The following is a 13,981-nucleotide window of genomic DNA, read 5'->3' as shown; positions in this document are numbered from 1 at the left end:
CCCCTTGAGTGGTAGGGGCGGGTTATGTGGTAGTAACCACGCAGATTTTGGGGTTGTTCTCCCACACAATGGTCTCAAATCGGAAAACGATCCGGTATACGGGTAGATGGAGAGTGAGACCATGAGTCATTTAATCGACAAGCTGAGTTACTTCAGCAAAAAGCGCGAATCCTTCGCGAACGGCCACGGCGAAACCCACGACGTAAATCGTGACTGGGAAGACAGTTACCGTCGACGCTGGCAGCACGATAAAATTGTGCGTTCTACTCACGGTGTAAACTGTACCGGCTCCTGCAGCTGGAAGATTTACGTCAAGAATGGTCTGGTCACCTGGGAGACCCAGCAGACCGACTACCCTCGTACCCGCCCGGATCTCCCGAACCATGAGCCCCGTGGCTGCCCTCGTGGTGCCAGCTATTCCTGGTACATGTACAGCGCCAACCGCCTTAAATACCCGCTGATGCGCAAGCATCTGATGAAGCTTTGGCGAGCTGCTCGCATGCAGTTCAACGACCCGGTTGAGGCCTGGGCTTCCATCGTGGAAGACCCGAAGAAAACCGCAGAGTACAAGCCCCGTCGCGGTATGGGTGGTTTCGTGCGCTCAGACTGGAACGAAGTCAACGAGCTGATCGGTGCGGCGAACGTTTATACAGCTAAAAAGCACGGCCCGGACCGTATCATCGGCTTCTCGCCGATTCCGGCCATGTCCATGGTGTCCTACGCTGCGGGCAGCCGTTACCTGTCGCTGATTGGCGGCGTGTGCCTGAGCTTCTACGACTGGTATTGCGATTTGCCACCGGCCTCCCCGCAAACCTGGGGTGAGCAGACCGATGTTCCTGAATCGGCAGACTGGTACAACTCCGGCTACATCATTGCCTGGGGTTCCAACGTACCCCAGACCCGTACTCCGGACGCCCACTTCTTTACCGAAGTGCGTTACAAAGGCACCAAGACTGTTGCCATTACCCCGGACTACGCCGAGGTCTCCAAGCTGTCAGATGAGTGGCTGAACCCCAAGCAGGGTACCGACGCCGCTCTGGGCATGGCCATGGGCCATGTCATCCTGAAAGAATTCCACATTGATAACCCCAGCGAGTACTTCACCGATTACGTACGTCGGTACACCGACATGCCGTATCTGGTAAAACTCGACAAAATGGAAGATGGCCGTTATGTACCTGGCCGGTTCTTGCGTGCCAGTGATCTGGTGGGTGGTCTGGGAGAAGAAAACAACCCGGAATGGAAAACCATTGCTATTGATGAAGCCACCAATGAGCTGACCGCACCTAACGGCTCTATCGGCTACCGCTGGGGCGAGAAGGGCAAGTGGAACCTCAAGCAGACTGCCAAGTCAGAAGACGTGAGCCTGCAGTTGTCTATGGTCGAAAAGCACGACGAAGTGGTCGACGTTGCTTTCCCATACTTCGGTGGTATCAAGCACGATCACTTCAAGTCGGTTGAAATCAGCGACACGCTCACGCACAAGCTGGGCAGCCGCAAGGTTGAACTGGCCGAAGGCGGCGAGTCCCACGTGGTTACCGTTTACGACCTGATGATGGCCAACTACGGCATCAGCCGTGGTCTGGGTGAAGACGACTGTGCAACCTCCTACGATCAGGTCAAGCCTTATACCCCGGCCTGGCAGGAGAAAATCACCGGCGTTCCCGCCGAGAAAGTGATTCGCATTGCCCGTGAGTTTGGTGATAACGCCCATAAGACCAAGGGCCGTTCCATGATCATCGTGGGTGCCGGTATGAACCACTGGTACCACATGGATATGAACTACCGTGCGTTGATCAATATGTTGATCATGTGTGGCTGTATTGGCCAAAGCGGTGGTGGCTGGTCCCACTATGTTGGCCAGGAAAAGCTGCGCCCGCAGACCGGCTGGCAACCGCTGGCCTTTGGTCTGGACTGGCAGCGTCCGCCGCGTCAGATGAACGGTTCCTCCTTCTTTTATGCACACTCTGGTCAGTGGCGCTACGAGAAGCTGGGTGTTGACGAAATTCTGTCGCCATTGGCGGACAAGTCCAAATTTGGTGGCAGCCTGATTGACTATAACGTGCGCGCCGAGCGCATGGGCTGGTTGCCATCTGCACCGCAGCTTAACCGCAACCCGCTGGGCATTGCTGCCGAAGCTGAAAAGGCCGGCATGGAGGTTCCTGCGTACGTGACCCAGTCCATGAAGGACGGCTCACTGGCATTTGCCTCGGAAGATCCGGAAGCTCCGGAGAACCACCCGCGCAACATGTTTATCTGGCGCTCCAACCTGCTGGGCTCGTCCGGTAAGGGCCACGAATACATGTTGAAATACCTGTTGGGCACCACCAGCGGGCTGCAGGGCAAGGATCTGGGCCATGACGGAGGTCTCAAGCCGCAGGAAGTGAAGTGGCACGATGAGGCGCCGGAAGGCAAGCTCGACCTGCTGGTTACGCTCGACTTCCGCATGTCCACTACATGCCTGTACTCAGATATCGTTCTGCCGACCGCGACCTGGTACGAGAAGAACGACCTGAACACTTCTGACATGCACCCGTTCATTCACCCGCTGACGGCGGCTACCGATCCTGCGTGGGAAGCCCGCAGTGACTGGGAAATCTACAAAGGCATTGCCAAGTCCTTCTCGAAAGCATCGGAAGGCCATCTGGGTGTCGAGAAAGACGTTGTAACCCTGCCGCTGATGCACGATGCACCCGCGGAACTGGGCCAGCCGTTTGATGTAAAAGACTGGAAACGGGGCGAGTGCGACCTGGTTCCCGGCAAAACTGCGCCTAGCTTCATTACCGTTGAGCGGGATTACCCGAATACCTATGCCCGCTTCACCTCGCTTGGGCCATTGATGGACAAGTTGGGTAACGGTGGCAAAGGCATCAACTGGAACACCGAGAAAGAAGTCTCGTTCCTGGGTGATCTGAACTACAAGCATATCGAAGGCGCAAATGCCGGACGGCCGAAGATTGAGAGCGCCATAGATGCGGCAGAAGTGATTCTGACCCTGGCGCCGGAAACCAACGGTCAAGTGGCTGTGAAAGCCTGGAAGGCATTGTCTGAATTTACCGGGCTGGATCACTCCCACCTGGCACTGAACAAGGAAGACGAGAAAATCCGTTTCCGGGACATAGTGGCGCAGCCGCGCAAGATCATCTCCAGCCCGACCTGGTCTGGCCTGGAAGACGAGCATGTGTCCTACAACGCCGGCTACACCAACGTGCACGAACTGATTCCCTGGCGCACGCTGACAGGTCGTCAGCAGTTCTATCTGGATCACGAGTGGATGCGAGCCTTCGGCGAAAGCCTGCTGGTGTATCGCCCGCCCATCAACACCAAGGCGGCAGCACCGCTGCTGAATGCCAAGCCCAATGGCAATCCGGAGAAGGCGCTGAACTTCCTGACGCCGCACCAGAAGTGGGGTATCCACAGCACCTACAGCGACAACCTGCTGATGCTGACTCTGTCTCGCGGCGGTCCCATTGTGTGGCTGAGTGAAGACGATGCCCGTGATGTGGGTGTGGAAGATAACGACTGGGTAGAAGTGTTCAACGCCAACGGGTCTATTTCAGCCCGGGCGGTGGTCAGCCAGCGGGTTATGCCGGGCATGATGATGATGTACCACGCCCAGGAGCGGATTGTGAACATTCCCGGCTCGGAAATTACCGGCAGCCGCGGTGGCATTCACAACTCGGTAACCCGGGTATGCCCGAAGCCCACTCACATGATTGGTGGTTACGCGCAGTTCTCCTACGGCTTTAACTACTACGGAACCGTAGGCTCTAACCGTGACGAGTTTGTTGTGGTGCGCAAAATGAAGAACGTTGACTGGCTTGATGGCGAAGGCAACGACACTGTTCAGGAGGCTGTAAAATGAAAATCCGTTCCCAAGTAGGCATGGTGCTGAACCTGGACAAGTGCATCGGTTGCCATACCTGTTCAGTGACCTGTAAAAACGTGTGGACCAGCCGTGAAGGCATGGAGTACGCCTGGTTCAACAACGTCGAAACCAAGCCCGGTATTGGCTACCCGAAAGAGTGGGAGAACCAGGACAAGTGGAAAGGCGGCTGGATGCGCGATGCCAGTGGCAAGATCCGCCCCCGCATCGGCGGTCGCTTCCGGGTTTTGGCGAATATTTTTGCCAACCCCGACCTGCCGGAAATTGACGACTATTACGAGCCGTTTGATTTCGACTATCAACACCTGCACACCGCGGGCGACAGCAAGCACCAGCCGGTTGCACGGCCACGCTCGCTGATCTCCGGCAAGCGTATGCAAAAAATCGAGTGGGGCCCGAACTGGGAAGAAATCCTGGGCACCGAGTTTGCCAAGCGTCGCAAGGACAAGAACTTCGACCAGATTCAGGCCGATATCTACGGTCAGTTCGAAAGTACGTTCATGATGTATCTGCCGCGCCTGTGCGAGCACTGCCTCAACCCGACGTGTGTGGCCAGCTGCCCAAGTGGCGCTATCTACAAGCGGGAAGAAGACGGCATCGTACTGATCGATCAGGACAAGTGCCGTGGCTGGCGGATGTGTGTCTCCGGGTGCCCGTACAAGAAGATCTACTTCAACTGGAAAACCGGCAAGTCTGAAAAGTGCATCTTCTGCTACCCGCGTATTGAAGCTGGTATGCCGACCGTGTGCTCCGAGACCTGTGTAGGCCGAATCCGCTACCTCGGGGTGTTGCTTTACGATGCTGACCGCATTGAAGAAGTGGCCAGCACTCCGGGCGAGCACGAGCTGTATGAAAAGCAGCTGGAAATCTTCCTTGATCCCAACGATCCGAAAGTTATCGAGCAAGCCAGAAAAGACGGCGTGCCCATGAATGTGATCGAAGCCGCTCAGCGCAGCCCGGTTTACAAGATGGCCGTAGACTGGAAGCTGGCTCTGCCACTGCACCCAGAATACCGCACTCTGCCCATGGTCTGGTACGTGCCGCCTCTGAGCCCGATCCAGTCTGCCGCAGAAGCTGGCAAGGTTGAGTTCGACGGCGTGTTGCCGAAGATCGAAAGCCTGCGCATTCCGGTGAAGTACCTGGCCAACCTTCTTACCGCAGGGGACGAAAAGCCCATCGTTCGTGCGCTTAAACGCATCATGGCGATGCGCCTGTACAAGCGTGCAGAAACCGTTGAAGGCGTTGAAGACCTGCGAGCACTGGAGGAGGTCGGTCTGACTCAGGCCCAGGCGGATGAAATGTATCGTTATCTGGCCATTGCCGACTACGAAGACCGCTTCGTGATTCCTACCAGCCATCGTGAGTTGGCGAAGGAGGCCTTCCCGGACGCACATGGTGAGCGCGGTGGTTGTGGTTTCAGCTTTGGTGACGGCTGTAACGGCGACAGTGAATTCAACATGTTTGGTGGCCGTAAGCAGACCACCACCATGGTGCAGAAGCTGACGACGGTTAAGCAAGTCGACCCAAAACAGCTGCAGGAATAAGGAGGCCACGATGAAGCTATTAAAAGTATTGGCAAGAATCCTGGAGTATCCCACAGCGGAACTTCAGGCCTCCAAAGACGCCCTGGTTGCGGCTGTCCTTGAGGACAGCCGGCTGCCACGGAAAAACAAGGAGCAACTGCTCCAGTGTATCGACCGTCTGTGTGATGGGGATCTGCTGGATCTTGAAGAGGCTTACACGGGTACCTTCGACAAGGGTCGCGCTACATCACTGTTGTTGTTTGAGCATGTGCATGGAGAGTCTCGGGATCGAGGTCAGGCGATGGTTGACCTGATGGAGCAGTATCGCGCCAACGGTCTGGAAATCGATGCCAAAGAGCTGCCGGATTACCTGCCGTTGTTTCTCGAATACCTTTCGACACGCCCTTGGGAAGAGATCCAGAACTGGTTGGAAGACATTCACCATATTCTTGGCCTTCTGGGAGAACGGCTGTACCAGCGCGAAAGTATTTACCACGTAGCTATGGACTCACTGCTGGAGCTGTCGGGCCGTGCGACGGATCGTCAGGAACTGGCGCAGATCGTAGCCTCGGAGGAGCGCGACGATACGCCTGAGGCTCTGGACAAGGTCTGGGAAGAGGAAATGGTGAAGTTTGTGGATGACCAGGGCAGTTCCTGCAATACCGGCGGAGTTGTTGGACAGCGTCGCCGTGAACTGGAACAGACCCAGACCATTCACCTCAGTGATCATCTGATGACGGATGTAACGCCCGCTCAGGCGCGTGCCGCCGCGAGAGACGCCTGACGGCGCAGGAGGAGACCAAGATGATGTCTTATCTGAACACACTGATTTTCGGGATTTATCCGTACATCGCCCTGCTAGTGCTGGTTCTCGGCACCTGGGCGCGATATGACCAGTCGCAGTTCACCTGGAGAGCTCAGTCCAGCCAGATACTGCGCAAGAAAAATATGGTTCTGGCCAGCGTGTTGTTCCACGTGGGCATCCTGGTGATCTTTTTCGGCCACCTGGTTGGCCTGCTGACGCCGCACTTTGTTTACGAGCCGTTCATGAGCGCGGGAACCAAACAGGTGCTGGCTATTGTGGTGGGTGGCATTGCCGGAGTCATGTGCCTGATAGGGGGTGCCATGCTGGCCTATCGCCGGTTGACGGACCCCAGAGTCCAGGCTAGCAGCACCTTCGCCGATAACATGATCATCATCGTGCTGGTGGTTCAGGTAGCGTTGGGGCTGTTGACCATTCTGCCAACACTCGGTCACCTTGATGGCAGCACCATGCTGTTGCTGGCGGGTTGGGCTCAAAGCATCTTCACCTTCCAGGGCGGAGCAGCCGAATACATGGTTGGCGTAGGCTGGATCTACAAGCTCCATATCTTCCTGGGCCTGACCATCTTTGTTCTCTTCCCGTTCACCCGGTTGGTTCACATGCTGAGTGTGCCGCTGGAGTATTTCGGGCGGAAGTATCAGGTGGTTCGCAAGCGGGCGTAAAGGTAAAAATGCCCCCGCTTTCAACACAGGAGGCGGGGGCAATGAACGTATCTACGGAGACCTACCATGCAACTCATCCCCACCGGTGAAGCCGAAAAACCCAGAAATCAGTTTCCACCCGTTTATGTGGGTGAAACTCTGATATCCGAAGAGGATATCGCCCGTGAACTGCAACACCATCCTGCCGAAGAAGTCGTCGAGGCCTGGCACGACGCCGCAAAGAGTCTCGTTATCCGTGAGCTTCTGTTACAACAGGCCAGGATACTGAAGCTGCCAGAAGATCTGGATGAGGAATCGGCCATCGCTCGGGTACTGGAGTTGGAACTTGATGTGCCGGAGCCAAGCGAGGAGGATTGCGAGCGTTTTCACGCTGCGAATCCTGGCCGTTTTCGCAGCCCGACGCTGATGGCTGTCAGCCACATTTTGCTGGCTGCTGCACCGGACGATGTGCAGGAGCGCATGCGCCAGGAGGAGGTTGGGCGACAGTTGCTGTCCTCCCTGCTTGAAGGTCGTGCCCAGTTTGCGCCGCTGGCGAAGCAATACTCTGCCTGCGAATCGCGTCATCAGGGCGGTGGTTTGGGTCAGATCAGCAAAGGCCAGACTGTTGAAGAGTTTGAACGGCCGGTTCTTTCGCTCAAAGAAGGGCTTAACCCCGAACTGATTGAAAGCCGCTATGGCTGGCATATAGTGCGCGTAGATCAGCGTATTGATGGCGAGCAACTGCCCTACGAGCACGTGAAGCCGCAAATCCGGCAATACCTGAGCGAGAGCGTAACCCGGCGGGCTTTCCGGCAGTACCTGCAGGTTCTGGCGGCTGAGACGGGCGTGAAGGGTGTCGATCTTGAGATCCCCGACTCTCCGTTGATGCAGTAAGTGTCTTGCGCTGATCCGAGCCAGATGGTGGGAGTATTGATAGCAATGAAAACTATTGATATAGATCAGTTTGTCAAAATTAAACGCCATTCTACCCCTATGGGGGGAGCGATTTTTCGGGCGTATCCTTCTATTATCATAAAACATCATTTTGAATGCATGATATGAAAGAGGATAAGACAATGGTGGCGATGCAATCTGCGGAAACCCGCTACGCCAAGCCGGTTCTGGTGGCTATCAATACTCTGGCTGACGATGAAAACGGGCTGGAGCCACTGCGCAGCCATGCCCTTTTCAATACGTTCTCAGACGGGGATCTGCAGAGCCTTATTCTGCAATCCCGTCGCCTTCGCCTTGGGCATCATCAGTTGCTTTATCGGCAGGATATGCCGGCCCACCATTTCTTCTTTGTTATATCAGGGCGGCTGAGGTTATACCGGCTGGACTCATCCGGGGTTGACCGCACGCTCGACAGCATTGCCCCTGGAGACTGTTTTGCGGAGGTTATGATCTATGCAGATCCTGCCCACTATGCCTGCTACGCCGAAGCGCTGAAATCCAGCGAAGTTCTGATGATTCCGGTCAAGGCCTACCAGGAAATGCTGGAACGGAAACCGGAATATGCCAACGCGGCCCTACGTCACTACGCCAAACGAGCGGTATCCAGATTCCATGATCTGGAAATCATGACGGTTCAGAATGCCCGTGACCGTCTGATCCGTTACCTGATAGACCTGCTGCCGAACGGCGCGGCTGAGGGTGGCGAGGTCGAGTTGCCACTGCCGAAATGCCTGGTCGCATCCCGCCTGGCAATGCAGCCTGAAACCTTTTCGCGGATTCTGGCAGATCTTAAATCCAACGGGTTGGTTCGGGTCAACCGCAGCAAACTGTTTATCTCTGACCCCAAGCGATTGATCGAAATCAGCCAGTAATCTGGCCGACTTTCGGTTCAGTCAGCATTCAAGCCTCCAGGCTATGCAGAGGAGGAATTGTGAAAGCAAGAAAGCAGCGCCCATTGATCTATTCCTGTTCCGGTTGCTCCGACGTGGCGCAACTTGCGAACAACACGGCGGTAAAGCTGGATCACGCCGGTGAATTCGAAATGTCCTGCATTTCCGGCGTGGGTGGCAAGGTGCCCGCCCTCGTAAAAACGGCTCAATCCGGGCGCCCCATTACGGTGATTGATGGTTGCCCTCTGCATTGTGCAAGGGCATGCCTGGAAAACATCGGTGTAGAGGCAGATGACCATGTGCGCCTCTACGAGTTCGGCTTTAAAAAGCACTATGGCCAGAGTTATGGCGACGAGGCCGTCGACGAGGTCTGCGAGGAAGTTCTGCGGCGCAGAGACGCTCAAATTTTGATTACCCGTCAGGCTTAATCAGTGCCTGAATGTTTCAACCAAGGATATTGTGTTCATGATTAGTAGTTACAGTGATCTGATCAAAGCAACCGAAAGCGAGCAAGAACCCCAGCGCCTGTTGTTCGTTTTTTGCCGTGCAGAACTGCCGGATGATGCTTCCGCGGAAGAAAAGGCGGCATTTGAGCGTGGTGAGGGCGGTGCCCTTACGCCGGTTATTTGTGTCGATAAGGCACCACAAGAAGCCTCGCAGTTTTCCGCTCTGGTCGAAGAATCCCGAACCACGGGCCAGTCATGGGATGTGGTTTTTGTTGCCGCCATGTCCGGCAGGGGCGGTACCCCACCGTCTTCAGATGAAGCTCAGCAGCCAATGACCATGATGGTGGAGTCAATCCGCATGGGACATATCAGCAACTACTTGCCTCTGGATACTGACGGAAACGCAGTCAACCTCGGCTGAATCGACCTGTTCCCCCGATTCTGGGGGAGGGTGTATCCATATAGAGGTATTTGATTTGTTTCTAAAGCGCCTAGGCTGATTAATTCAGGTTTGGGTGTTTCGATGTTTCAGTCGGGGGCTGGTTTTGAACGTTCTTTTTCGAACTGTGTTTTGCGGATTTATCTTGCTGCTGGCAACTGTGCCTCTGGCTCAAGCCGAGCCAGTTGCTCAGTACGAGCCGGTTGCCGGGCGTCAGGTTATTCAGAAGGCGTTCCCGGAAGTGACCCGGTATGAGCCCCGGGAAAATAACCGGGCCATTCAGGAGTTATATGCCGGTGACGAGCTGAAAGGCTACGCTTATCAATCCCTCGATTTTGTTCAGACCCCCGCCTATTCCGGTAAGCCACTAAACGCCATGGTTGTGTTGGATACTGAAGGCACTATTCGCTTTACCAAAGTGATCCACCACGACGAGCCCATACTTCTGGTGGGCATCCCTGAGAGTAAGCTACACGCTTTTACCGACCAGTATGCTGGCCTGAAGGCCGATCAGAGAGTAACCGTAGGCGGCACGTCAACCGAGCGCAAGGTTGCGGTTGATGGCCTCTCCGGTGCAACGGTAACTGTGATGGTGGTTAGTGAAGTGATCATGCGCACCGCCCACCGGGTGGGTGTTGAGCTGGGCCTGGTGGAAGGCAGTGGCACCAAGCGCCCGCCAAAGGCTGAGGTGGTCAAGGACGGTTTTCAGCCCCGTACCTGGGAAGAGCTGACCGGTGATGGCTCGATTCGTCGCATGCTCCTTACCAAGGGTCAGGTTGATGATTCGTTCAAGGGTACCGAGGCCGAAGGTGTCGAAACGGCTGCGCCTGATGAAAGAAATGATCCGCTGATCGATCTGTACACGGCTTATCTGGATACACCGACGATTGGCCGTAACCTGCTCGGTGAAAGCCAGTACGAGTGGTTAATGTCCGAACTGAAGGAAGGAGAGCAGGCGATCGCCGTTATGGCCAGCGGTGAATATTCCTTTAAAGGCTCGGGCTATGTGCGCGGCGGTATTTTTGACCGGGTCCAGATCCGCCAGTACGGGGATACATTCAATTTCCGCGATCTGGATTTTTACCGGCTCAGCGATGTTTACGCTGAGGGTATGCCTGATTTCAAGGAAATGGCGATTTTTATCGTCCGGCAGCAGCACAACTTTGATCCAGGTACACCCTGGACTCTTGAATTAACTGTAAAGCGCCAGACTGGTCCTTTGGACAGCGAGTTTCAGGTATTTCCCCTGGAGTATCAGTTGCCGGATCAGTATTACACCCGCGCAGAGCCGGTGCTGACTGAAGAAGAGTGGCTTGAAGCACAGCCTTTATGGGTGCAGGTCTGGTATCAGCGTCAGTTCCAGGTGGTCGTGCTGGGTATCGGTATTGGTGTGCTGCTACTGATTCTGTTCTTCCAGGACTGGCTGGTGAAAAAGCCGAAGATTACGCGCTGGATCCGTCATGCGTTCCTTACCTACACACTGTTCTTCATTGGTTGGTATGCGTTGGGCCAATTGTCGATCGTCAACGTTCTGGCCTTTGTGCACAGCCTGGTCAGTGGCTTCACCTGGGAAACCTTCCTGATTGATCCGATTATCTTTGTGCTCTGGGCAGCTGTGGCCGGCATCGTCTTACTTTGGGGCAGGGCTGTCTACTGTGGCTGGCTGTGTCCGTTTGGAGCCTTGCAGGAACTGATCAACGAGATTGCACGCAAGTTCAAGGTGCCCCAGTTCACCGTGCCCTGGCCTATTCACGAACGTCTGTGGGCCTTGAAATACATCATTTTGTTGGTGTTGTTCGGGGTATCGCTGGACTCCCTGGCGACCGCCGAGAAGATGGCGGAAGTCGAGCCCTTCAAAACCGCGATCACCCTGCATTTTGATCGCAGCTGGCCGTTTGTGACCTACGCGGTGGTGCTGCTCGTGGTGAATGTTTTCACCCGTAAAGTGTTCTGCCGTTATATGTGCCCATTGGGTGCTGCATTGGCATTACCCACCAAACTGCGTGTTTTCGACTGGCTGAAGCGCCGCAAGGAGTGCGGTAATCCTTGCCGCCTTTGCGATAAAGAGTGTGAAGTTCAGGCCATCCATCCCGACGGCACCATCAACTACCAGGAATGCCATTATTGCCTGGATTGTCAGATGACCTATTTCGATGACCACAAATGCCCACCGCTGATCGTCAAGCGCCGGGGTAAACGTCGTGGTCACAATGCACCGGGCCACCCGGAAGAGATTCCAGTGGTTCAGGTGACTTAGCAAAGCAAAAAACCAAAAACGAAAAAAACCAAAAAAATAGAAATAGAACCGCCATTACCAATAACGGAGTTGGATGTTATGAAAAAGACAGATGAGTTCGAAAAGGACATGCCGGAAAGTGGTGAAAGCGGCCTGAGCCGCCGCCGTTTCCTGGGCGCCACGGCGCTGGCTGGTGCAGTTGGTGCCGCTGGCCTCGGCAGTGCGGTAATGACTCGTGAATCTTTCGCCGCGGCCGCGAAGGAAGCCCAGAACAAGATCCATGTAGGGCCAGGTGAGCTGGACGAGTACTACGGTTTCTGGAGTGGTGGCCATCAGGGCGAAGTGCGTGTTCTTGGCGTGCCGTCGATGCGTGAGTTGATGCGGATTCCGGTCTTTAACGTTGATTCAGCGACGGGCTGGGGTATTACCAACGAAAGTAAGGACGTTCTTGGTCACGACAACAAGTTCCTGAATGGCGACTGTCACCATCCGCACGTTTCCATGACCGATGGTCGTTATGATGGCAAGTACTTGTTCATCAACGATAAAGCCAACACTCGCGTAGCCCGTATCCGTCTGGATATCATGAAGTGCGACAAGATTACCCACATTCCGAACGTGCAGGCCATTCACGGCTTGCGTTTGCAGAAGGTGCCGCACACCAAATATGTATTCTGTAACGCGGAATATGTGATTCCGCACCCCAACGATGGTAGCGACTTCTCGATGGAGAACAGCTACACCATGTTTAACGCACTGGATGCGGAAACCATGGAAGTAGCCTGGCAGGTTATTGTTGACGGCAACCTGGATAACACCGACGCCGACTACACTGGTAAATACGCGGCGTCTACCTGCTACAACTCCGAGAAAGCAGCCGACTTGGCCGGCACTATGCGCAACGACCGCGACTGGGTGGTTGTATTCAACGTTGAGCGCATCGAAGAAGCTGTGAAGAATGGGGATTTCAAAACGTTGGGCGATTCCAAGGTTCCTGTCGTCGATGGTCGTGGTAAATCCAGGCTCACTCGGTACATTCCTGTGCCCAAGAACCCGCACGGTGTGAACACCTCACCTGACGGCAAGTACTTCATTGCCGCGGGTAAGCTGTCGCCCACTTGTACGGTGATCGCGATCGATAAGCTGGACGATGTGTTTGATGACAAAATTGAACTTCGTGATGTCGTTGTTGCTGAGCCGGAGCTGGGTCTTGGGCCTCTGCACACCACTTACGATGGCCGTGGTAATGCCTATACCACGCTGTTTATTGACAGCCAGGTAGCCAAGTGGAACATCGCTGATGCCATCAAGCACTACAACGGTGAAGACGTTAACTACCTGCGCCAGAAGCTGGATGTGCATTACCAGCCAGGCCATAACCATGCGTCTTTGACCGAATCCCGGGATGCCGATGGCAAGTGGCTGGTCGTATTGTCGAAATTCTCGAAAGACCGGTTTCTGCCAGTTGGCCCGCTACACCCGGAGAACGATCAGCTGATCGATATTTCCGGGGACGAGATGAAGCTGGTTCACGATGGCCCTGCGTTCGCCGAGCCGCATGACTGTATTATGGTTCGCCGTGATCAGATCAAGACTCAGAAGGTTTACAAGCGTGACGACCCTTACTTCGCCAGCGCCCGTGCTCAGGCGGAGAAGGACGGTATTACTCTGGAAGCCGATAACAAGGTGATTCGTGACGGTAACAAGGTTCGCGTATACATGACGTCGGTTGCACCCATGTATGGCATGACTGAGTTCAAGGTGAAGCAGGGTGATGAGGTGACTGTGTATGTTACCAACCAGGATACCATCGAAGATGTGACTCATGGTTTCTCTATGGTGAACCATGGCGTGAGTATGGAGATCAGCCCGCAGCAGACGTCTTCGGTTACCTTCGTTGCGGATAAGCCGGGCGTTCATTGGTATTACTGCAACTGGTTCTGTCACGCTCTGCACATGGAGATGACGGGTCGGATGTTGGTAGAGAAGGCCTGATTTAGTAGATATGGCCGGGGTCCTTTGTTGGGCTCCGGTTTTTTAGTCGTACTTTGGAGAAGCAAATCAAGGGAAGAGGGTCTTTCAAAACACGCTCCTTGCGGCACATCCATGTGGCGCTTGGGCTCCGCCATCCATGGCTCCGCAC

At 55.0% G+C, this 13,981-nt stretch carries 10 protein-coding genes; all 10 read left to right on the top strand.

Going from position 1 to position 13,981, the window contains the following annotated elements:
• The first annotated feature begins 121 nt into the window (after positions 1-121).
• A complete protein-coding gene (locus Q4501_RS12560; protein ID WP_303596586.1) occupies positions 122-3,865 on the top strand; it encodes a nitrate reductase subunit alpha in 3,744 nt (1,247 codons plus the stop codon).
• A complete protein-coding gene (narH, locus tag Q4501_RS12555) occupies positions 3,862-5,430 on the top strand; it encodes a nitrate reductase subunit beta (RefSeq protein ID WP_303596585.1) in 1,569 nt (522 codons plus the stop codon). The genes Q4501_RS12560 and narH overlap by 4 nt, the downstream gene beginning before the upstream one ends.
• 10 nt (positions 5,431-5,440) lie before the next feature.
• Entirely contained in the window at positions 5,441-6,193 is a 753-nt protein-coding gene (narJ, locus tag Q4501_RS12550) for a nitrate reductase molybdenum cofactor assembly chaperone (RefSeq protein ID WP_303596584.1), read from the top strand.
• A 23-nt stretch (positions 6,194-6,216) separates the two neighbouring features.
• Positions 6,217-6,894, top strand: a complete 678-nt coding sequence (gene narI / locus Q4501_RS12545; protein WP_303596833.1) for a respiratory nitrate reductase subunit gamma — start codon at positions 6,217-6,219, stop codon at positions 6,892-6,894.
• Positions 6,895-6,960: 66 nt separating this feature from the next.
• Positions 6,961-7,767, top strand: coding sequence for a peptidylprolyl isomerase (locus tag Q4501_RS12540; RefSeq protein ID WP_303596583.1), 807 nt, complete (start codon positions 6,961-6,963; stop codon positions 7,765-7,767).
• Positions 7,768-7,949: 182 nt separating this feature from the next.
• A complete protein-coding gene (locus Q4501_RS12535; protein WP_303596832.1) occupies positions 7,950-8,699 on the top strand; it encodes a Crp/Fnr family transcriptional regulator in 750 nt (249 codons plus the stop codon).
• 59 nt (positions 8,700-8,758) lie between these two features.
• Positions 8,759-9,145, top strand: a complete 387-nt coding sequence (locus tag Q4501_RS12530; protein WP_303596582.1) for a putative zinc-binding protein — start codon at positions 8,759-8,761, stop codon at positions 9,143-9,145.
• A 37-nt stretch (positions 9,146-9,182) separates the two neighbouring features.
• Entirely contained in the window at positions 9,183-9,584 is a 402-nt protein-coding gene (locus Q4501_RS12525) for a ribonucleotide reductase subunit alpha (protein WP_303596581.1), read from the top strand.
• A gap of 169 nt (positions 9,585-9,753) precedes the next feature.
• Positions 9,754-11,859, top strand: coding sequence for a transcriptional regulator NosR (nosR, locus tag Q4501_RS12520; protein ID WP_303596831.1), 2,106 nt, complete (start codon positions 9,754-9,756; stop codon positions 11,857-11,859).
• Between the two features lie 78 nt (positions 11,860-11,937).
• The gene (gene nosZ, locus Q4501_RS12515) at positions 11,938-13,833 is read left to right on the top strand and encodes a TAT-dependent nitrous-oxide reductase (RefSeq protein WP_303596580.1); all 1,896 of its coding nucleotides are present in this window, start codon (positions 11,938-11,940) and stop codon (positions 13,831-13,833) included.
• Positions 13,834-13,981: the final 148 nt, after the last annotated feature.

It is taken from the genome of Marinobacter sp. 2_MG-2023, assembly GCF_030546935.1.
In the GTDB taxonomy this organism is placed as follows: Bacteria; Pseudomonadota; Gammaproteobacteria; order Pseudomonadales; family Oleiphilaceae; genus Marinobacter.
Note: the sequence above shows the minus strand (reverse complement) of the source record. Positions and strands in the feature narration are given on the sequence as shown.